This window comes from Streptomyces sp. NBC_01176 (assembly GCF_045039825.1).
Taxonomy (GTDB): domain Bacteria; phylum Actinomycetota; class Actinomycetes; order Streptomycetales; family Streptomycetaceae; genus Streptomyces.
Genome location: NZ_CP108600.1, coordinates 3,865,687 through 3,885,934 on the forward strand (window position 1 = coordinate 3,865,687; position 20,248 = coordinate 3,885,934).

The 20,248-nt window shown below is 68.4% G+C and carries 17 protein-coding genes; 3 read left to right on the forward strand and 14 right to left on the reverse strand.

The window, feature by feature from the left end:
- Nucleotides 1-26 precede the first annotated feature (26 nt).
- Together OG199_RS16460 and OG199_RS16465 are read right to left on the reverse strand one after the other, a co-directional pair.
- Nucleotides 27-905, reverse strand: coding sequence for a helix-turn-helix domain-containing protein (locus tag OG199_RS16460; protein ID WP_356802205.1), 879 nt, complete (start codon nucleotides 903-905; stop codon nucleotides 27-29).
- 198 nt (nucleotides 906-1,103) lie between these two features.
- Nucleotides 1,104-1,586, reverse strand: coding sequence for an ATP-binding protein (locus OG199_RS16465; RefSeq protein WP_405830059.1), 483 nt, complete (start codon nucleotides 1,584-1,586; stop codon nucleotides 1,104-1,106).
- A 153-nt stretch (nucleotides 1,587-1,739) separates the two neighbouring features.
- Here OG199_RS16465 and OG199_RS16470 point away from each other — a divergent pair, with 153 nt between their 5' ends.
- A complete protein-coding gene (locus tag OG199_RS16470; protein WP_405830061.1) occupies nucleotides 1,740-2,615 on the forward strand; it encodes a helix-turn-helix domain-containing protein in 876 nt (291 codons plus the stop codon).
- Entirely contained in the window at nucleotides 2,612-2,806 is a 195-nt protein-coding gene (locus tag OG199_RS16475) for a DUF397 domain-containing protein (RefSeq protein ID WP_356802209.1), read from the forward strand. Before OG199_RS16470 ends, OG199_RS16475 begins: the two co-directional genes overlap by 4 nt.
- Before the next feature lie 58 nt (nucleotides 2,807-2,864).
- Here OG199_RS16475 and OG199_RS16480 read toward each other — a convergent pair whose 3' ends face one another.
- Nucleotides 2,865-3,059: a hypothetical protein gene (locus tag OG199_RS16480; protein WP_148010299.1), complete on the reverse strand. Its 195-nt coding sequence runs from the start codon at nucleotides 3,057-3,059 to the stop codon at nucleotides 2,865-2,867.
- A gap of 176 nt (nucleotides 3,060-3,235) precedes the next feature.
- Between OG199_RS16480 and OG199_RS16485 the strand changes: the two genes are divergently transcribed.
- Nucleotides 3,236-5,365 (forward strand): prolyl oligopeptidase family serine peptidase, encoded by a 2,130-nt coding sequence (locus OG199_RS16485; RefSeq protein WP_405830063.1) that lies wholly within the window; start codon nucleotides 3,236-3,238, stop codon nucleotides 5,363-5,365.
- Between the two features lie 174 nt (nucleotides 5,366-5,539).
- Here the strand turns inward: OG199_RS16485 and OG199_RS16490 are convergent, their stop codons facing one another.
- The 11 genes from OG199_RS16490 to typA all read right to left on the reverse strand — a co-directional run bounded on the left by OG199_RS16490 (nucleotide 5,540) and on the right by typA (nucleotide 20,055).
- Nucleotides 5,540-6,625 carry an ABC transporter ATP-binding protein gene (locus OG199_RS16490; protein ID WP_401799417.1) on the reverse strand — a complete coding sequence of 362 codons (1,086 nt, stop codon included), beginning with the start codon at nucleotides 6,623-6,625 and terminating at the stop codon, nucleotides 5,540-5,542.
- Nucleotides 6,618-7,628, reverse strand: a complete 1,011-nt coding sequence (locus tag OG199_RS16495; RefSeq protein WP_266701175.1) for an ABC transporter ATP-binding protein — start codon at nucleotides 7,626-7,628, stop codon at nucleotides 6,618-6,620. Before OG199_RS16495 ends, OG199_RS16490 begins: the two co-directional genes overlap by 8 nt.
- A 5-nt stretch (nucleotides 7,629-7,633) precedes the next feature.
- Nucleotides 7,634-8,617, reverse strand: a complete 984-nt coding sequence (locus OG199_RS16500) for an ABC transporter permease (protein ID WP_401799414.1) — start codon at nucleotides 8,615-8,617, stop codon at nucleotides 7,634-7,636.
- Entirely contained in the window at nucleotides 8,610-9,533 is a 924-nt protein-coding gene (locus tag OG199_RS16505) for an ABC transporter permease (protein WP_356802217.1), read from the reverse strand. Before OG199_RS16505 ends, OG199_RS16500 begins: the two co-directional genes overlap by 8 nt.
- A gap of 63 nt (nucleotides 9,534-9,596) precedes the next feature.
- Nucleotides 9,597-11,228: an ABC transporter substrate-binding protein gene (locus OG199_RS16510; RefSeq protein WP_356802219.1), complete on the reverse strand. Its 1,632-nt coding sequence runs from the start codon at nucleotides 11,226-11,228 to the stop codon at nucleotides 9,597-9,599.
- 286 nt (nucleotides 11,229-11,514) lie between these two features.
- Nucleotides 11,515-12,663: a dipeptide ABC transporter ATP-binding protein gene (locus OG199_RS16515; RefSeq protein WP_356802220.1), complete on the reverse strand. Its 1,149-nt coding sequence runs from the start codon at nucleotides 12,661-12,663 to the stop codon at nucleotides 11,515-11,517.
- Nucleotides 12,656-13,717 (reverse strand): ABC transporter ATP-binding protein, encoded by a 1,062-nt coding sequence (locus OG199_RS16520; RefSeq protein WP_401799409.1) that lies wholly within the window; start codon nucleotides 13,715-13,717, stop codon nucleotides 12,656-12,658. The genes OG199_RS16515 and OG199_RS16520 overlap by 8 nt, the downstream gene beginning before the upstream one ends.
- Nucleotides 13,718-13,728: 11 nt before the next feature.
- Entirely contained in the window at nucleotides 13,729-14,667 is a 939-nt protein-coding gene (locus tag OG199_RS16525; protein ID WP_356802221.1) for an ABC transporter permease, read from the reverse strand.
- On the reverse strand, nucleotides 14,660-15,586 hold the full coding sequence (locus OG199_RS16530; protein ID WP_266701169.1) for an ABC transporter permease: 927 nt from the start codon (nucleotides 15,584-15,586) through the stop codon (nucleotides 14,660-14,662). The genes OG199_RS16525 and OG199_RS16530 overlap by 8 nt, the downstream gene beginning before the upstream one ends.
- Nucleotides 15,587-15,736: 150 nt before the next feature.
- On the reverse strand, nucleotides 15,737-17,359 hold the full coding sequence (locus OG199_RS16535; RefSeq protein ID WP_356802223.1) for an ABC transporter substrate-binding protein: 1,623 nt from the start codon (nucleotides 17,357-17,359) through the stop codon (nucleotides 15,737-15,739).
- A gap of 788 nt (nucleotides 17,360-18,147) precedes the next feature.
- A complete protein-coding gene (gene typA / locus OG199_RS16540) occupies nucleotides 18,148-20,055 on the reverse strand; it encodes a translational GTPase TypA (RefSeq protein WP_266701167.1) in 1,908 nt (635 codons plus the stop codon).
- Nucleotides 20,056-20,248 lie beyond the last annotated feature (193 nt).

Genomic DNA, 20,248 nt, shown 5'->3' on the forward strand with positions numbered 1-20,248 from the left:
CGGGACACAGAGGCGGCGGCTTCGCATCAGACGGCCGCCCGGCGGGCGGACCGGCAGTCGCGGCAGCGGCCGGGGTCGGGCGCCCGGAAGGCCCGTTCGCAGCCGTCGCAGGTCTGGAGCGGGTGCCGGACGCCCGGCGGCCGCGCGGGGGCGCGGAACGGCGGCGGAGGCGGCAGCTGGGCGGCGAGCCGGTGCGCGAGCAGGGCGGCCGGGCGTCGGAGCCCTTCGGGTGGCAGGTCACTGGTCAGCGCGTGGCGTACGGCGCCGGGGCCGACGTCGCGCTCCAGCCAGGCGGCGACGCCGGGGGCGAGGTGAGCCGTGTCGCAGGCGGAGAGCAGCAGGCGGGGATCGTGGCGGCGGAGGTCCGCGAGAAGATCGGTGGCCGTCCGCAGGAGGGCGGGCGCCGGGCAGACGGGACGGGGTACGGCGGGGAGCGGCTTGCGGGGTGCGCGCTCCTCGCGCTTGCGGGCCACCGCCGGGCGAGCCGGGGCGGACCGCACGGGCTCCTCCTCCCGGCCGCGTCCGGGCTGGTTGCAGGAGACCGTGCGGGTGACGATGCGGCCGCCGGGGACGCGTTCGCGAACGCGCCGCAGATAACGGTGGGCCTCCAGCTCGCGCAGGGCGGCGGCGATTCGGGTCGCGCCCTCGGGGAAGCGCGCGGTGAGGGTCTTGATGTCGACCCGGGCCCCCTTCGGCAGCGACTGGAGGTGCACGGCCAGCCCGATCGCGAGCAGCGAGAGCTCGGGATGCTGGGCGAGGTGGTTGCCGATCACCGTGAAGCGGGTGGTGTGGCGGGTGTTGTCGTGCGTGAGACCGCCGGGGTGCGCGGGGCGCCGGTTCGGGCGCTTGTTACCGGCAAGCCCGGGCTGGGCGTGCGGGCGCACGCTAGGGTTCTGCGTATCCATCGGGAAGCTCCTACTTCCTCGGTGGTCAGGCCCTCGCACTGGGATTGCCGTCCCGGCGGGGGCCGTCGCATGTTTGCGGTTGTGTCGCGCTGAGCGTAGGGCACGCAACGGGCCCTGAATCCAGCCGAGTCGGTGATGTTCACCCTCGCGGGTGAGAGCGCCCGGCGGGCGGGAGGGGTGGGGCTCGGTCGGGTTCTTTCACCCTCGTGTTCCTTGGGGAAGACCGCTCCTGGCACCGGAGCCCGAGCGAACGGGTTCCGGTGGGAGGCCGACCTCCGCCCACACCGTCTTGCGCGGCGGCGGCCCCGGTGCGGCACCCCAGCGGTCGGCGAGGGCGTCGACGAGGACGAGACCCCGCCCCGACACCGCGTCCGGGTCCGCGCGCCCGGTCCGCGGGAGACGGTCACCGCGCGTGTCGCTGACCTCGATGCGGAGGGTCTCGCCGACGACGTGGAGCGTGAGCCGGAAGTCCCGTCCCGGAACTCGTCCGTGCGTCACCGCGTTGGCCGCAAGTTCGGCGACGATGTGCGCCGCCGGGTCCAAGGGGAGTGTCCAGAAACGGAGTTGCTCGACGGCCAGCAGCCGCGCGAGACGGGCGCCGCGCGGTGTGGGCGACAGGAGCACGCTGAAACTGCGTACGGGGGCGGCGGTTTGGGCGGGGCCGACGGTTTCTTGGTTCACGTGACTCAGCGTGGCCGCCCACACGTACCGTGAACAGTGACAGCTCCACTGCGTACGGTGACTGTCCGGACGTTGTCCGGTCGTGTCCGGCCGGTCCGGGAGGGCCCGCGGGTAGGGGCGTTGAGGCTCGGCGGTACGGCGGAGGGGTGTGCGATGCGTGTGGACGGCGACGTGGGGCGGCTCAGGAGCGAGGCGGACGAGCCGGGCTGGGAGGTGGACCCGGACGACGACTGGGGGGTGGCCGTCGTCGCGACCGTGGGGCGGCAGCTGAAGCTGCGGCGGGAGGCGGTGGGGATGCGCGCGGCCGAGTTCGGCAGGGCGGTCGGCTACGGCGAGGACATGATCTACAAGATCGAAGGCGGCAAGCGGATCCCTCAGCCCGAGTTCCTGGACAGGGCGGACGAGGTACTGGGCGCGGGCGGGTTGCTCTCGGCGATGAAGGAGGACGTGGCGAAGGTCCGGTACCCGAAGAAGGTGCGGGATCTGGCGAAGATGGAAGGGCAGGCGGTCGAGATCGGGGTGTACGAATGCAACATCGTCCCTGGGTTGTTGCAAACACCAGAGCACGCCCGCGCCTTGATCGAGGCAGCGCAGCCGCCGTACTCGCCGGACAACGTGGAACGCATGGTCGCCGCTCGCCTGGCCAGGCGGTCGGTCTTCGAACGAGACCCGTCCCCGTCGATCCACTTCGTACTGGAAGAGGCTCCACTGCACCGTCAGGTTGGGGGCACAATGGTCTGGCGACAGCAGCTCGAACGTCTGCTTGAAGTGGGGCGATTGAACAGCGTCACTCTTCAGGTCATGCCGACGAACACCGACCCCCATCCGGGCCTGGACGGCAGGATCGAGTTGCTGAAGTTCCCGGACGGGACGGCGACAGGACGTTCCGACGGTGCCTTCAACGGGCGGCCGATCACCGACCCGAAACAGCTGCGCATCCTTGAACTGCGATATGGCACCATCCGGGCGCAGGCTCTCCCACCACGGGAGTCGCTGGTCCTCATCGAGCAACTGCTGGGAGACAAATGATCCGCGAGGCCGCCGAACCGGTGTGGTTCAAGAGCAGCTACAGCGGTGGCACCGACGGCGAGTCCTGCGTCGAGATCGCCACCACCCCCGGCACCGTCCACGTCCGCGACTCCAAGCACGGGGACGGCCCCCGGCTCGCGCTGGCGCCGGAGGCGTGGGCCGGCTTCGTGTCGTACGTGTCCGAGGGCTGACCGGCGCGGAGGAACGGGCTCCGGTCGCTCGTCCCACGGAGCCCCCGATGCCCGCGGGTCAGAACTTGAAGCTGCCGATCATGTCCGCGACGTTCGTCGTGAGGTCGCTGATGGTGGGAGCGACCGTCGAGGAAGCGAGATAGAAGCCGAACAGGACGCACACGACCGCGTGCCCGGCCTTCAGTCCTGACTTCTTCACCAGGATGAAGACGATGATCGCCAGCAGCACCACCGCCGAAATCGAGAGTGCCACGGCGGATCACCTCCAAAGATCCCAGGGACATGGGGGGTTGGTCATGGGGGTCGGTCGTTCCCTACAGCGGGCAGCAGGTTCTTACCCACGCACCGCTAGTGATCATAACTATCCGTACGCGCGCATTGATCGGCGCACGGCCGCACAAGGGGGCGCATGGCCAATATGGTCGGGGCATGACGACCGAGCCTCTTTCCTTCCCGCGCCGGTACGCCCGGACGCAGCGGTTCACCCTGGGCGCGCCCCGCGCGTTCACCGTCTCCCCGGACGGTTCCCGGGTCGTGTTCCTGAGGTCCCCGTCCGGCACGGACCGGGCGAACCAGCTGTGGGTCCTCGATGTCGCGGGCGGGCAGGAACGCGTCGCGGCCGATCCCGGAGCCCTGCTCAAGGGCGCCGGCGAGCGCCTCTCCGCCGCGGAGCGGGCGCGCCGTGAACGCAGCCGTGAGGGCGGCGCCGGAGTGGTCGGCTATGCCACCGACAGCGCCGTGGAGTTGGCCTCTTTCGCCTTGTCAGGGCGGCTTTTCACGGCGGAGCTGCGGGCCGGTACGGCACGTGAACTCCGCGTCCCCGGACCGGTGATCGACCCACGCCCCTCGCCCGACGGACGGCTCGTCGCGTACGTCTCCAAGGGCGCGCTGCGGGTCGTCGGCGCGGAGGGCGAGGACGACCGGGCGCTCGCGCAGCGGGACCCCGGGACGGACCCGGCGTCGGTGACCTATGGACTGGCCGAGTTCATCGCCGCCGAGGAGATGAACCGTTCCCGCGGCTTCTGGTGGTCGCCGGAGTCGGACCGGCTGCTCGTCGCCCGCGTCGACGACGCGCCCGTACGCCGCTGGTGGATCTCCGACCCCGCCCAGCCGGAACACGCTCCGCAGCAGGTCGCCTACCCGTCGGCGGGTACGGACAACGCGGACGTACGGCTCTTCGTGATCGCCCTCGACGGGACGCGCACGGAGGTCGCCTGGAACCGGGCGCAGTACCCGTACTTGGCGCATGTGCACTGGTCAGCGGCGGGGGCGCCGCTGATCCTGGTGCAGGCCCGGGACCAGCGCAGCCAGCTGTTCCTGGCCGTCGACCCGGACACCGGGACGACCCGGATGGTGCATGCGGACGAAGATCGACAATGGCTTGATCTTTTCCCTGGAGTGCCCTGCTGGAGCCCCGGCGGACAGCTCGTGCGGATCGCCGACGAGGGCGGCGCGCGGGTCCTCGCATTCGGCGAACGCCTCCTGACCGGACCGCAGTTGCACGTGCGCGCGGTGCTCGACGTCTCGGACGACGATGTGCTGGTCGCGGCGTCGGCGGGAGGGGCCGCGGCCTCCCCGGAGACCGGGGAGGTGCACGTCTACCGGGTCAACGAGCTGGGTGTCGAGCGCCTCTCCCAGGAGCCCGGGGTGCACTCGGCGGTGCGTTCCGGGCGGGTCACCGTGCTCGTCTCCGCGGTGCCGGGCGAACCGGGGACCCAGGTGCAGGTGCTCCGGGAGGGCAAGCGGGCGGCGGTCGTCACCTCGTACGCCGAACACCCCGGTCTGTCCCCGCGCGTGACGCTCACCGAGGGGGGCGCACGCAAAATCCCATGCGCCCTGCTTATGCCTACGGACTACGACGGCGAGAGCCCCCTGCCGGTTCTGATGGATCCCTACGGCGGTCCGCACGGTCCCCGCGTCCTGGCCGCGCACAACGCGCACCTCACCTCGCAGTGGTTCGCGGACCAGGGCTTCGCGGTGGTCGTCGCGGACGGCCGCGGCACCCCCGGCCGCTCCCCGGCCTGGGAGAAGGCGGTCCGGGACGACTTCACCCTCACCCTCGACGACCAGATCGACGCGCTGCACGGACTGGCCGAGAGGTATCCGCTGGACCTGTCCCGGGTGGCGATCCGCGGCTGGTCGTTCGGCGGCTGGCTCGCGGGGCTCGCCGTACTGCGCCGCCCGGACGTCTTCTACGCGGGCATCGCGGGCGCCCCGGTCACGGACTGGCGGCTGTACGACACCCACTACACGGAGCGGTACCTCGGCGACCCGGCGACGGCGGCGCAGGCGTACGCGAAGAGCTCGCTGATCACCGAAGGAGGGCTCTCCGAGCCCGCGGAGCCGCACCGGCCGCTGATGATCGTGCACGGACTGGCCGACGACAACGTGGTGGTGGCCCACGCGCTGCGGCTGTCCTCGGCACTGCTGGCCGCGGGCCGCCCGCACGAGGTACTGCCGCTCTCGGGCGTGACACACATGACCCCGCAGGAGCAGGTCGCGGAGAACCTGCTGCTGCTCCAGGTGGACTTCCTGAAACGCTCGCTCGGGATGCGCTGAGGACCGGACCGGCGGCCGGGTCCGGTCGTGCGACCGGCCGGAGCGACATGGCGCGCTCCGGCCGGTCTACGGCACCCGCACGGCCGTACGCCGCTCAGACTGACGCGTCCGTATATCGGTGTCGAGACAGCCGAGTTGCCTGCGTGTTAACGAAATTGATGGGCATTTTTCAGCCTATGTACGCGCGTCCGGCGGGTCGTCCGGCGCCCTGGGCGGTGTGTCGTCCAGGGCGCCCTCGGGAGGTACGACCTGCTTCTCCTCGGCGAAATGGCAGGCCGAGGCGTGCGCGGCCGGCCCCTCGGTGTGACGGAACTCCGCGGGCACGGCGAGCAGCGGCACCTCCAGCGCGCACCGCTCCTGCGCCTTCCAGCAACGGGTGCGGAAGCGGCAGCCGGACGGGATGTTCGCCGGGGAGGGCACATCTCCGCTGAGGATGATCCGCTCACGGTGCTCGCGGGCCTCGGGGTCGGGCACGGGCACGGCGGAGAGCAGGGCCTGGGTGTAGGGATGCGTCGGATGGTCGTAGATCTCGGCGTCCCTGCCCGTCTCCACGATCCGCCCGAGGTACATGACGCCGACCCGGTCGGAGATGTGCCGCACGATGGAGAGGTCGTGCGCGATGAACACGTAGCTGAGGTCGAACTCGTCCTGGAGCCTCGCCATCAGGTTGATCACCTGAGCCTGCACGGAGACGTCGAGAGCGGAGACCGGCTCATCCGCGACGATGATCTCCGGGCGCAGCGCCAGCCCCCGCGCGATGCCGATGCGCTGGCGCTGGCCGCCGGAGAACTGGTGCGGATAGCGGTTGATGTACTCGGGGTTGAGCCCGACCACGTCCAGCAGGTCCTGGACGCGCTTCCTGCGGTCGCCCTTCGGCGCGACCTCGGGGTGGATCTCGTACGGCTCCCCGATGATGTCGCCGACGGTCATCCGGGGGTTGAGCGAGGTGTACGGGTCCTGGAAGACCATCTGGATGTTGCGGCGGACGGCCTTGAGGGCGCGGCCGGACAGCCGGGTGATGTCCTCGCCCTTGTACTTGATCACCCCGGCGGTCGGCCGCTCCAGGTTGACCAGCATCTTCGCGACCGTGGACTTGCCGCAGCCGGACTCCCCGACGATGCCGAGGGTCTCGCCACGGCCGAGGTGGAAGTCGACCCCGTCGACGGCCCGGACCGCGCCGATCTGCTTCTTGAACAGGATTCCCCGGGTGAGCGGGTAGTGCTTGACCAGTCCGCTGACCTCCAGCAGTGCCTCAGGCACGGGGGCCTCCCCCGGTGGTCCCGGCGTCGAGCGTCTCCCGCCAGAAGAAGCAGGCGCTGGTGCGCTCGCCGCCCCCCTCGTCCACCTCGGCGAGCGGAGGCACCTCGGTCCGGCAGATGTCCTGGGCCATCGGGCAGCGGGGGTTGAAGGCGCAGCCGGGCGGGATGTGCATCAGGTTCGGCGGCAGGCCCTTGATGGCGTAGAGCTCGTGGCCCTTCTGGTCGAGCCGGGGGATCGACTCCAGCAGGCCCTTCGTATAGGGGTGGGCCGGAGCCTTGTAGATGTCGTGGACCGGCGCCGACTCGACGATCCGGCCCGCGTACATGACGGCGATCCGGTCCGCGACGTCGGCGACCACGCCGAGGTCGTGGGTGATGAGGATGAGCCCCATGTTGAGCTCGCGCTGCAGCTCGGCGAGGAGGTCCATGACCTGGGCCTGGACCGTGACGTCGAGGGCGGTGGTGGGTTCGTCGGCGATGATCAGCGCGGGTTCGAGCGCCAGCGCCATGGCGATCATGATGCGCTGGCGCATGCCTCCGGAGAACTGGTGCGGATAGTCCCGCACCCGCTGGGCGGCGGCCGGGATCCGTACCCGGTCCATCAGCTCGACCGCCTTCGCCCGGGCGTCCTTGCGGGACATCCCGCGGTGCACGGTGAACATCTCGCCGAGCTGGTCGCCGACGCTGAGCACCGGGTTCAGGGAGGACAGCGCGTCCTGGAAGATCATCGCCATCTCGGCGCCGCGCACCTTGCGCCGCTCGTCCTCCTTGAACTTCAGCAGGTCCTTGCCCTGGAAGAGGATCTCGCCGCCGGTGATCCTGCCGGGCGGCATGTCGAGGATGCCCATCACGGCCTGCGCGGTCACGGACTTGCCCGAGCCGGACTCGCCGAGCACGGCGAGCGTCTCGCCCTCGTCCACGCCGTAGGTGACTCCGTTGACGGCCTTGGCGACCCCGTCCCTGGTTCTGAACTCCACGTGCAGGTCGCGCACTTCGAGCAGCACGGCGGTCACCTCAGCTTCGGGTCGAGGGCGTCGCGCACCGCGTCGCCGAGCATGATGAACGCGAGCACGGTGATCGCGAGGGCGCCCGCGGGCCACAGCAGCATGTGCGGGGCCTGGCGGATGTACGCGGACGCCGAGGAGATGTCGATTCCCCAGGACACCGTCGGGGGCTTGAGGCCGACCCCGAGGTAGGAGAGCGTCGCCTCCAGCGAGATGTACGTGCCGAGCGCGATGGTCGCCACGACGATCACCGGCGCGATCGCGTTGGGCGTGATGTGCCGCAGCAGCAGCCGGGAGTTGGAGGCGCCGAGGGCGCGGGCGGCCTGGACGTAGTCGTTCTGCTTGGTGGTGATGACGGAGCCGCGCGCGATGCGGGAGATCTGGGGCCAGCCGAGCAGCACCATGAACCCGATGACGGGCCAGACCGTGTTGCTGGTCACCACGGAGAGCAGGACCAGACCGCCGAGCACGACGGGGATCGCGAAGAAGATGTCGGTGATCCGGGACAGGACCCCGTCCGACGCCCCGCCGAAGTACCCGGCGAGGCCGCCGAGTACGGAGCCGAGGATCGCGACGCCGAGGGTGGCGCAGACGCCGACGGTGATCGAGACCCGGGTCCCGTACACCGTCCGTGTGTAGACGTCGCAGCCCTGTCCGTCGAACCCGAAGGGGTGGCCCGGCTGCGAGCCCTGCTGGGCCTTGGCGAGGTCGCACTTGAGGGGGTTCTGGCCGGCGATCAGCGAGGGCCAGATGGAGATGACGACCAGGAAGAGGATGACCAGTCCGGCGATGATGAAGACGGGGTTGCGCCGCAGGTCCCGCCAGGCGTCGGACCACAGGCTCCGGGGCTTCTCCTGCGGGCCCGTGCCCAGCGGCCCGCCGGGGGTCCTCTCCAGGGTCTCGGCCTCGCTGGCGGCGAGGTCCATGGCGCCGCCCATCCCGGTCGCGGCGATGGCGCCCTGCTGGTCGAACGGCGGCTGCTCAGGCATAGCGGATCCTCGGGTCGAGTACGGCGTAGAGGAGGTCTACGAGCAGGTTGGCGACCAGGAAGACGATGACCAGGACGGTCACGAAACCGACGACGGTCTGGGTGTTCTGGCGCAGGATGCCCTGGTAGAGCTGGAAGCCGACGCCGTGGATGTTGAAGATCCGCTCGGTGACGATCGCGCCGCCCATGAGCGCGCCGATGTCCGTGCCGATGAAGGTGACCACGGGGATCAGCGAGTTGCGCAGCAGGTGCTTGGTGATGACCCGGTGCCGGGGCAGGCCCTTGGCCACGGCCGTACGGACGTAGTCGGACCGCCTGTTCTCCGCGATGGAGGTCCGGGTCAGGCGGGTCACGTAGGCCAGTGACACGGAGGCGAGGACCAGGCCGGGCACGATCAGCTCGCCGAAGGCGGCGTCCGGGGAGACCGAGGGTTTGATCCAGCCCCACTCGACGCCCAGCAGCAGCTGGAGCAGCAGACCGGTCACGAAGGTGGGCACCGAGATGACGACGAGGGTGAGCAGCAGGACCCCCGAGTCGACGGGCCGTCCGCGGCGCAGACCCGTGATGACGCCGAGCGTGATGCCGATGACGATCTCGAAGAGGATCGCGACGATCGTCAGCCGGATGGTGACCGGGAACGCGGACCCCATCAGCTCAGTGACGGGCTGTCCGTTGAACGCGGTGCCGAAGTCGCCGGTGAAGACGTTGCCCATGTAGGTCAGGTACTGCTGCCACACCGGCTGGTCGAGACCGAACTCCTTGCGCAGCTGGGTGGCGGTGGCGGGGTCGCACTGCCGCTCGCCGCACAGACCCGCGATGGGGTCGCCCATCACGTTCACCATCAGGAAGATCAACAGCGTGGCACCGATGAAGACCGGGATCATCTGCAGCAGGCGCCGGATCACGTACCGTCCCATGAGGGCTCCGGAGATAGGTGCGGGCGGGCGCCCAGGACTTCCCGGGACTGCCCGCCCTTCGGCTCAGCTGACCTTGATCTCGTTGTAGACGGGGACGCTGAACTGGTTGAGCGCCACGTGGGAGACGCGGTCCGAGTAGCCCGCGCTGCCGTTCTGGTACCAGAGCGGGATCGCGGCCATGTTGTCCCGTACGACGCCCTCCGCCTGCTGGAAGAGCGAGACGGCCTTGGCCCGGTCGGTCTCGGCGTTCGCCCGGTCGACGAGCTTGTCGAAGTCCTTGTTGGACCACTTGCCGTCGTTGGAGGAGGCGTTCGTGTAGTACAGCGGCTGGAGGAAGTTCTGGATCAGCGGGTAGTCCATCTGCCAGCCGGCCCGGAAGGGACCCGACATCTTGTGCTGGGTGATCTGGTTGCGGAAGTCGGCGAAGGTGCCGATCGGGTTGCCGACGCAGGCCTTGTCGTTGCCCATGGCGTTGTTGACGGAGTGGCAGACGGCGTCCACCCACTCCTTGTGGGAGCCGGTGTCCGCGTTGTAGGAGATCTTGAGCTGGCCGCCGGGCAGGCCGCCGCCCTCCTGGATCAGCTTCTTGGCCTCGGTCGGGTTGTACGTGCAGGAACCACCGCACAGTCCGTCCTGGAAGCCGCCGTCCTTGCCGAGCACCGGTGAGGTCCAGTCGGTGGCCGGGGTGCGGGTCTTCTGGAAGATCGTGTTCGTGATCTGGTCGCGGTCGATCGCCATGGACAGGCCCTTGCGGACCTTCTCCGACCCGCTCTTGTCCCAGTTCTTGTCGTAGAACGGGAAGGCGAGTGTCTGGATGATGCCGGCCGGTGTGTTGATGTATCGGCCCCCGAGGTCGCTCTTCACGTTCTTGAGCTGGGAGGCGGGCACGTCGTCGACGAGGTCGAGGTTGCCGGCGATCAGGTCGGTGTAGGCGGTGTTGTTGTCGGTGTAGACCTTCAGGTCCACCCCGTCGTTCTGCGCCTTGTCCGTGCCGGGGTAGCCGTCCCACTTCCGCAGGGACATCAAGGATCCCTTGCTGTACGAGTCGACGGAGTACGGTCCATTGCCGACCGGCTTCTTCAGCCAGGCCGCGTGGTCGTCGAAGAACGCCTTGGGCAGCGGGGCGTAGGCGACGTATCCGAGGGTGTCGGGGAACGTCGAGAACTTCTGGTTGAGCTTCACGGTGAAGGTGTCGGTGCCGGTGACCTTGAGCCCGGACAGCTTGTCCGCGCTCTGGGTGCCGGTGTCGGGGTGGACCTTGTCGTACCCGTCGATGTACCCGAAGAAGTACGCGTTCTTCTGGTTGTTCTTCAGGCTCGCGCCGTAGTTCCAGGCGTCCACGAAGGACTGGGCGGTGACGGCCTCGCCGTTGCTGAACTTCCAGCCGCTCTTGACCGTGATCGTGAAGTTCTGCGAGTCCGAGGTGTCGATCTTCTTTGCCAGCATGTCCTGGGCCGCGCCGGTCTTGGCGTCGTACCGCTTCAGGCCCCGGAAGATCATGTCGAGGACCTTGCCGCCCTGTACCTCGTTGGTGTTGGCCGGCTCCAGCGGGTTCTGCGGGTCGCCCCAGGAGGAACTCACGATTCCGGAGCCGCTGCCGCCGCCTCCGCCGCCACCGCCGCTTCCGCAGGCGGTCGCCGCCAGGGCGATCGCCGCCGCGCCAGCGGCCCATTTGGCGTGCGTGGCTCCACGCATGGAGTGCCTCCTCTAAGTGCGCTGTGCCGCCAGCGCCGGGGCGCTGTTCCATTACCAGTCAATATCAACCGATAACAGACATCACGCACATTCAGCCCACCCGTACGTGGGACAACACACTCGGAGGAGGGCGCGGCGCGGTGGCCGGCCCGATCGGCGGATCACGCCCCTTCTTCCCGGCACGGTCCGCCATGACAGGGAAAAGGTCCGCCATGACAGCGAAAAAGCCGGTTCCCGGCACCGGACTGGCGGTGCCGGGAACCGGCGGGATCGGACGGCGCGCGGCTCAGGCGGCGTGCACGATGTCCTTCTCCTCGGCGAAGTGGCACGCGGACTCGTGTGCCGCCGGGGTGTCCACGCCCTGGAAGACCTCGGGCACCGCGAGGAGCGGCACCTGCTCGGCGCACTTGTCCTGCGCCTTCCAGCAACGGGTGCGGAAGCTGCAGCCGGACGGCGGGTTGGCCGGGGAGGGCACGTCGCCGGTCAGGATGATCCGCTCGCGCTGCTCACGGGCGTCCGGGTCCGGCACGGGCACGGCCGACAGCAGCGCCTGGGTGTAGGGGTGCGTCGGGTGCTCGTAGATCTGCTCGTCGGAGCCGATCTCCGCCATCTTGCCGAGGTACATCACGCCGACCCGGTCCGAGATGTGCCGGACGATCGACAGGTCGTGCGCGATGAAGATGTAGGAGAGGTTGAACTCGTCCTGCAGTCGCGCCATCAGGTTGATGACCTGTGCCTGCACCGACACGTCGAGGGCCGACACCGGCTCGTCGCAGATGATGATCTCGGGGTTGAGCGCGAGACCACGGGCGATGCCGATGCGCTGGCGCTGGCCGCCCGAGAACTGGTGCGGGTAACGGTTGATGTACTCGGGGTTGAGACCGACGACGTCCAGGAGGTCCATCACCTTGCGGCGCCGGTCACCCTTCGGGGCCACCTCGGGGTGGATGTCGAAGGGCTCCCCGATGATGTCGCCCACCGTCATACGCGGGTTGAGCGAGGTGTACGGGTCCTGGAAGATCATCTGGATGTTCCGGCGGACCGCCTTCAGGGCACGCCCGGACAGTTTGGTGATGTCCTGGCCCTTGTAGAAGACCTCGCCGGCCGTCGCCTGCTCCAGGCTCATCAGGAGCTTGGCCACCGTCGACTTGCCACAGCCGGACTCGCCCACGATGCCCAGGGTCTCGCCCTGGTACAGGTCGAAGGAGACACCGTCGACGGCCTTCACCGCGCCGATCTGCCGCTTGATGACGATGCCCTGCGTCAGCGGGAAGTGCTTGACGAGGTTGCGCACCTGCAGGATCGGTTCACCGCGGTCGACCGGCGCGTCCAGGGCAGCGATCTCCTCCTCCACGGAGTGCGCGTCGGCGATCTCCACCTCGGAGACGTTCGGCGTCGCGTCCGTCGGCTCGGCGGACTTGGTCGGGTCAGCCATGGATCGTCTCCTTCCAGAAGTGGCACGCGCTGGCGCGGCCCGGCAGTTCCGTTCCGTCCCGCTCGGTCACCTGGACCAGCGCGGGACGCTCGGTGCGGCAGATGTCCTGTGCCATCTCGCAGCGCGGGTTGAAGGCGCAGCCGCTCGGCACCTTCAGCAGGTTGGGCGGCAGGCCCTTGATCGCGTAGAGCTCCTGGCCCTTCTGGTCCAGGCGCGGGATCGAGTCGAGCAGGCCGCTGGTGTAGGGGTGGGCCGGGCGCTTGTAGAGCTCGTGCACCGGCGCCGTCTCGACGATCCGCCCCGCGTACATCACCGCGATCTTGTCGGCGACGTCCGCGACGACACCGAGGTCGTGGGTGATGAGGATCAGACCCATCTGGTACTCGCGCTGGAGCTCCGCGAGCAGGTCCATCACCTGGGCCTGGACCGTCACGTCGAGGGCCGTGGTCGGCTCGTCGGCGATGATCAGGTCCGGCTCCAGGGCCAGCGCCATGGCGATCATGATGCGCTGGCGCATACCGCCGGAGAACTGGTGGGGGTAGTCGTTCACCCGGGCGGCGGCGCCCGGGATCTTCACCCGGTCCATCAGCTCGACGGCCTTGGCCTTGGCGTCCTTGCGCGAAAGCCCCTGGTGGACGCGGAACATCTCACCGAGCTGGTAGCCCACGCTGAGCACCGGGTTGAGGGAGGACAGCGCGTCCTGGAAGATCATCGCGATCCGCGCGCCGCGCAGCTTGCGCCGCTCCTCGTTGGACATGGTGAGCATGTCCTGGCCGTGGAAGCGGATCTCCCCCTTGGGGATGCGGGCCGGCGGCATGTCCAGGATGCCCATGATCGCCTGCGCGGTCACGGACTTGCCGGAGCCGGACTCGCCGAGCACGGCGAGCGTCTCCCCGGAGTTCACCGAGTAGTTGACGCCGTTGACGGCTCGGACCACACCCTCACGGGTCTGGAACTCGACGTGCAGGTCACGCACTTCGAGCAGCGGGGCGGTCTTGCCGCCGTCGCCGGATCGCGGAGCCGGGATGGCGTCCTTGGTGTCGATGTCGGTCACGTACGCCTCCCTCAGCGCATCTTGGGATCGAAGGCGTCGCGAACCACGTCGCCGAGCATGATGAACGCCAGCACGGTAAGGCTCAGGGCACCGGCCGGGAACAGCAGGGCGTGCGGCGAGGTCAGGAACCGGTCCTGGGCGTCACTGATCATCACGCCCCAGGAGATGTTCGGGTACTGGATGCCGATGCCCAGGTAGGACAGGGCGGCTTCGGCGCCGATGTAGACACCGAGGTTCATCGTGGTGATGACGATGACGGGGGCGAGCGTGTTCGGCAGGATGTGCCGGAAGGCGATCCGCCACGAACCCGCGCCCAGCGCACGGGCGGCCATCACGTAGTCGTTGTACTTGTTCGCGATGACCTCGCCGCGCATGATCCGGAAGACCTGCGGCCAGCCGAGGATCGCCATGATGAGCGACACCGACCAGACGTCACCGCCACCCCAGACCGACATGATCAGCAGACCACCGATGAGCAGCGGCAGGCCCGCGAACACCTCGGTGATCCGGGACAGCACCGCGTCCGCCCAGCCGCCGATCAGGCCGGCCAGCATGCCCACCAGGCCGCCGATCAGGGTGGTGGCGATGGTGGTCACCACACCGACGACGATCGAGTTGCGCGTGCCGTACACGGTCCGCGTGTAGATGTCGCAGCCCTGCACGTCGAAGCCGAACAGGTGCGCGGACGACGGCCCGCTCATGGAGTTCTGCAGCTGGCAGAAGCCGTCCGAGAACGGGGAGCGCGCCGTGAACAGGCTGGGCGCGATCGCCAGCGCGAGCAGGCACACGATGACGAAGGCGGTCACGATGAACATCGGCCGCTTGCGCAGGTCCGACCAGCCGTCCTTGAGGAGGCTCGCCTGACGGGCCGCCGCCTTCTCCTCGGCCTCGGTCTCCTTGGCGAGGGCGGCCTCGTCGGTGGTGGGCCTCTCTATCGTCTTCTCACTCATAACGGATCCTCGGGTCGAGCACGGCGTACATCAGGTCTACGACGAGGTTGGCGACCAGGTAGATCAGCACCAGCAGGGTCACCAGGCCGACCACGACGGGTCGCTCGCGCAGATACAAGGACTGAGCCAGCTGGCCACCGAGACCGGGCATGTTGAACACGCGCTCGGTGATGATGGCGCCGCCCATGAGGGCGCCGAGGTCGAAGCCCAGGAAGGTGACGACCGGAATCATGGAGTTGCGCAGGGCGTGCACGCCGATGACGCGGCGCCGGGGCAGACCCTTGGCGATCGCCGTACGGACGTAGTCGGCGCGGATCGACTCCGTCATGCTCGACCGCACCAGGCGCGCGATGTACGCCATGGAGGTCGCGGCGAGCACGACGGCCGGAAGGATGTAGCTCTGCGGCCAGCCCTTCTCGATGCCGGCGACCGGGGTGAGCTTGAGGTTCATGCCGAACTCGAGCTGGAGCACGCTACCGAACACGAAGACCGGGATCGAGATCAGTACGAGGGTCGCGACCAGCACCACGTTGTCGAGGAACTTGCCCCGCTTCAGCGCGGAGAGGATGCCCGCGACGACGCCGATGACGGCCTCGATGGCGAAGGCGGTCAGACCCAGCTTCAGGGTGACCGGGAACCGCTCGGACACGATGTCGGAGATGGCACGTCCGTTGTACGTCTCACCGAGGTCACCGGTGAAGACGCCGCTGATGTAGTGCCAGTACTGCTGGTACAGCGGTTCGTTCAGGTGGTAGTGCGCGCGGAGGATCGCCGCGATGTTGGGGTCGGCGCGCTTGTCGCCGGCCAGTGCCTGGATCGGGTCGCCGGGCAACGCGAAGACCAAGCAGAAGATGATGAACGTGACGCCTATCACCACAGGGATCACCTGCAGGAGGCGGCGCACGACGTATCGGCCCATGGGTACTCCAGAGGGGGGTGCTCAACCCGCCCGGTGGCCGGGGCGGCGGCACTGTCGGACGGAAGACGGCAGAAGGGGTGAGCAGGGGAAGGCTTTGAGCTCCTCCCCTGCTCACCCCCTGTCCGTGTGTCGGACCTGCTCAGATACGGCTCAGCTGAGCTTGACCGTGTCCCACAGGATCTGGTGGCCGGCGACCTTCATCGACTTGATCTTGTCGCTGAAGCCCGCGTTCAGGGTGTAGAAGTACACCGGGATGTACGGCAGATCCTTCAGAAGGACGTCGTCGGCCTGCTGGTAGTTCTTGACCGCTTCCTCGTGCGTCGGAGCCTGGTCGCCCTTGACGAGCAGCTTCTCGAAGTCCTCGTTGACGTAGCCCGAGTAGTTCGAGCCGTTGGCGATGGCTTCCTTGGAGAAGACCGGGCGGAGGTAGTCCTCGGCGTCCGGGTAGTCCATGCTCCACGCCATACGGAAGGCGCCCTGGTACTTCTTGGCGTCCAGGTCGTTGAGGATGGTCTGGAACTGCTCGAACGGCTTCGCCGTCACCTTCAGACCCAGGTTCTGCTGGAGCTGGTTGGCGACCGCCTCGATCCACTCCTTGTGGCCGCCGTCGGCGTTGTAGCCGAGCTCCAGCTTGTTGCCCGGCAGGCCACCGCTCTGCTTGTAGAGCTCCTTGGCCTTGGCCACGTTCAGGGTGCAGGCGTCACCGCAGGCGCCCTTGCGGTAACCGTCGATGATCGGGCTGATGTAGTCGTCCGCGGGCGTACGGGCCCCGAGGAAGACCTTGTCGGCGATCGTCTGCCGGTCGATGGCCATGGAGATGGCCTTGCGCAGGTCGGCGTTCTGGAACGCCTTGTTGTACTTGATCGGGAAGCCGATGTAACCGACGGCCGAGTCGGCCTCGTCGATCGTGCGGTTCGGCAGGTCCTTCTTGTACGTCGGCAGGCCCGAGGTCGGGATCGTCAGCAGGCTGTCGAGGTTGCCGGCGACGAGGTCCTTGTAGGCGGTGTCCGGGTTCGAGTAGATCTTGAAGTTGACACCCTTGACCTCGATCTTCGAGGCGTCCGGGTACTTGTCGTACTTCGTGGTGTCGATTTCCTCGTTGTGCTTGAACTTGCCCTTCATCTCGAAGGGGCCGTTGCCGATCGGGGCCTCGCCGAAGCCCTTCGGGTCCTTGAAGAACGCCTTGGGCAGCGGAACGAACGCCGTGAAGGACAGCTGCGACGGGAACGCCGAGAACGCGCCGCTCAGAGTGACCTGGAGCGTGCTGTCGTCGACGGCCTTCAGACCCGACAGCTTGTCGGTCGTCGGCTTCTTGCCCTCGCCCGGGTTCAGGTCGCTGTAGCCGGCGATGTGGCTGAACAGCGGGTTGGTCTGCTGCGCGTTGGTCTGGTTCGCGCCGTAGTTCCACGCGTCGACGAAGGACTGGGCGGTGACCTTCTCGCCGTTGTGGAACGTGTAGCCCGACTTCAGCTTGATCGTCCAGACCTTGTTGTCCTTGGTCTCGATCGACTGCGCCATGGCGTTGACGACCTTGTTGCTGGCGTCAAGCTTGGTCAGACCCGTGAAGAGGGCATTGATGACCTGGCCGCCCTCGGTCTCGTACGTGTTGGAGGGAACCAGCGAGTTCTGCGGTTCGCCGATCTCCACCGACACGACGCCGTTGCCCTTGCCGCTGCCCGAGCTGCTGTCGCCCCCGCCACCGCCACAGGCCGTCGCACCCAGCGCCACAACTGCGGCTATCGCAACCCACTTGGCGCTCTTGGCACCACGCATGGGGCTCCTCCTCATGAGTCCATTGGTTCACCACTAGGAAGGGCACATGACACATCACCGTCACCGGCGCCTGAAACGGTCAAGTGCCCCCGCGCTCGTGAGTCGGCGCCACCAGCAGCGCATGACCCGTTGATCCGAGCTCTACGCGCCTAACTATCTGCCATGGGTCAGTGCCCGAACCACACTCACAAGGTCTCGGTTCGATCACACCTGACGCTCACATCTTCCAAAATCCGGACAAAGGGTTTCACGAAAGATCCCTGCGAAACGGACTTGTTACACATCTATCGGTTGCGGCTGTCCGTATTCCGGACGCAAGGGGCAAGAAATTCAGTTGCGACTATCGTTGTCGCCATGCGGGGGTGCCCTTGGCGTGCTCTCGCACCGCGGAACCTGCCGGGGCAGCGGCCCCTTGCGCGACCCAACGAGTGCCCGCGCCAAGGCCGTTCGACGATCAAGCGCGCACACGCGCCACACCGCGACACGACGCGCGGACGACGTCACGCCATCCCGGCCGAAGCAATGACCTGCCCGGTCAGCAGAGTAGTGGGAATCGGCCAACCGATGGGGTCTCCCCCTGCGCTTCGAGGGTTTTCCCTACCGTTTCCGAGCGCATCGCGGTAAGGGCGGCGGTCGGGTCCCCTCGCGCCCCGTTCGCCCCCTCCCAGCCACCTCCCGGACCAGGCCCAGCAAAAAGCCAGGGTGCCCCCGTGAGGGGGCACCCTGGCTCGGTGGGCCGGTGGACGCGGTCCTGGCGGACCGCGGGCCGGCCGTCACCACACGGCGAATCAGCCGTTCTTGGCGCGGCTCGCGGCGCGGGCGCGCTCGCGGCCGTCCAGGTTGACCTTGCGGATACGAACGGCCTCCGGGGTCACCTCGACGCACTCGTCGTCGCGGCAGAACTCCAGGGACTGCTCCAGGGAGAGCTTGCGCGGCGGGACGATCGCCTCGAACGAGTCGGCCGAGGACGACCGCATGTTCGTGAGCTTCTTCTCCTTGGTGATGTTCACGTCCATGTCGTCCGCGCGCGAGTTCTCGCCGACGATCATGCCCTCGTACACCTCGGTGCCGGGGTCGGTGAACAGCACGCCGCGCTCCTGCAGGTTCGTCATCGCGAACGCGGTGACGGCGCCGGCGCGGTCGGCGACCAGCGAACCGTTGTTACGGGTGGCCAGCACGCCGAACCAGGGCTCGTGGCCCTCGTGGATGGAGTGGGCGATACCCGTGCCGCGCGTGCCGGTCAGGAACTCCGTACGGAAGCCGATGAGGCCGCGGGAGGGGACGACGAACTCCATGCGGACCCAGCCCGAGCCGTGGTTCGACATGTTGTCCATCCGGCCCTTGCGGACACCCATGAGCTGCGTGACCGCGCCCATGTGCTCCTCGGGCACGTCGACCGTCATGCGCTCGACGGGCTCGTGGACCTTGCCGTCGATCTCCTGGGTGACCACCTGCGGCTTGCCGATGGTCAGCTCGAAGCCCTCGCGGCGCATCTGCTCGACCAGGATGGCGAGCGCGAGCTCACCACGGCCCTGGACCTCCCACGCGTCCGGGCGCTCGGTGTCGAGCACCCGCAGCGAGACGTTACCGACCAGCTCGCGGTCCAGGCGGTCCTTGACCTGACGGGCGGTGACCTTGCGGTCCTTGACCGCGGCCTTGTTCTCGGCGCCCTTGCCGGTGCCGCCACGGCCGACCAGCGGCGAGGTGTTGGTACCGATGGTCATCGAGATCGCCGGCTCGTCGACCGTGATGAGCGGCAGCGCGATCGGGTTCTCGGTGTCGGCGAGGGTCTCGCCGATCATGATGTCCGGGATACCGGCGACGGCGCAGATGTCACCGGGGCCCGCCTTCTCGGCGGGCTTGCGGGTGAGCGCCTCGGTCATCAGCAGCTCGGTGATGCGCACGTTGGACATCGTGCCGTCGCGCTTGATCCACGTGACGGTCTGGCCCTTGCGCAGCTCGCCCTGCTCGACGCGGAGGAGCGCGATACGGCCGAGGAAGTTGTCGGCGTCCAGGTTGGTGACGTGCGCCTGGAGCGGGGCGTCCTCGTCGTACTCGGGGGCCGGGACGTGCGACAGGATCGTGGAGAAGAACGGCTCCAGGCTGTCGCTGTCCTGCGGAACCGTGCCGTCCTCGGGCTTGGTCAGGGAGGCGACGCCGTCCCGCGCACACGCGTAGACGATCGGGAACTCGATCTGGTCCTCGTCGGCGTCCAGGTCGAGGAAGAGGTCGTACGCCTCGTTCACGACCTCGTCGATGCGCGAGTCCGGGCGGTCCGTCTTGTTGATGCACAGGATGACGGGCAGGCGGGCCTGCAGCGCCTTGCGCAGCACGAAGCGGGTCTGCGGCAGCGGACCCTCGGAGGCGTCGACGAGGAGGACGACCGCGTCCACCATCGACAGACCACGCTCGACCTCGCCGCCGAAGTCGGCGTGACCGGGGGTGTCGATGATGTTGATCGTGATGACCTCGCCCCCGTCCTTGGGGTGGTACTTCACGGCCGTGTTCTTGGCCAGGATCGTGATGCCCTTCTCACGTTCCAGGTCGTTCGAGTCCATCATGCGGTCGTCAAGCGACTCGGCGGCGTGCGCGGCGAAGGCACCGGCCTGCTTGAGCATGGCATCGACCAGGGTGGTCTTGCCATGGTCGACGTGGGCGACGATGGCGACGTTGCGGATGTCGTGGCGCGTGGCCATATTGAGGCGCTTCTCCCGGAGTGAGTGGACGGCCTCCGCAGCGCGGGGCCTGCCGGGCTGAACACGCCACGGCCTTACCCCATGGTACGTGGCCCTGACGGAGGCCGCCCCCGCCGGGGGTTTGGGCCCGGCGGGGGCGGCTTGCGGGCGCGGTCGGCGGGGCCCTGCGCGGACCCGCGGATACGCGGGTGCG

Bases quoted from the DNA above. Each gene is read 5' to 3' on its own strand.
- OG199_RS16460 (WP_356802205.1), bottom strand. From the start codon at position 905: ATGGATACGCAGAACCCTAGCGTGCGCCCGCACGCCCAGCCCGGGCTT.
- OG199_RS16470 (WP_405830061.1), top strand. From the start codon at position 1,740: ATGCGTGTGGACGGCGACGTGGGGCGGCTCAGGAGCGAGGCGGACGAG.
- OG199_RS16475 (WP_356802209.1), top strand. From the start codon at position 2,612: ATGATCCGCGAGGCCGCCGAACCGGTGTGGTTCAAGAGCAGCTACAGC.
- OG199_RS16485 (WP_405830063.1), top strand. From the start codon at position 3,236: ATGACGACCGAGCCTCTTTCCTTCCCGCGCCGGTACGCCCGGACGCAG.
- OG199_RS16500 (WP_401799414.1), bottom strand. From the start codon at position 8,617: ATGCCTGAGCAGCCGCCGTTCGACCAGCAGGGCGCCATCGCCGCGACC.
- OG199_RS16505 (WP_356802217.1), bottom strand. From the start codon at position 9,533: ATGGGACGGTACGTGATCCGGCGCCTGCTGCAGATGATCCCGGTCTTC.
- OG199_RS16510 (WP_356802219.1), bottom strand. From the start codon at position 11,228: ATGCGTGGAGCCACGCACGCCAAATGGGCCGCTGGCGCGGCGGCGATC.
- OG199_RS16515 (WP_356802220.1), bottom strand. From the start codon at position 12,663: ATGGCTGACCCGACCAAGTCCGCCGAGCCGACGGACGCGACGCCGAAC.
- OG199_RS16525 (WP_356802221.1), bottom strand. From the start codon at position 14,667: ATGAGTGAGAAGACGATAGAGAGGCCCACCACCGACGAGGCCGCCCTC.
- OG199_RS16530 (WP_266701169.1), bottom strand. From the start codon at position 15,586: ATGGGCCGATACGTCGTGCGCCGCCTCCTGCAGGTGATCCCTGTGGTG.
- OG199_RS16535 (WP_356802223.1), bottom strand. From the start codon at position 17,359: ATGCGTGGTGCCAAGAGCGCCAAGTGGGTTGCGATAGCCGCAGTTGTG.
- typA (WP_266701167.1), bottom strand. From the start codon at position 20,055: ATGGCCACGCGCCACGACATCCGCAACGTCGCCATCGTCGCCCACGTC.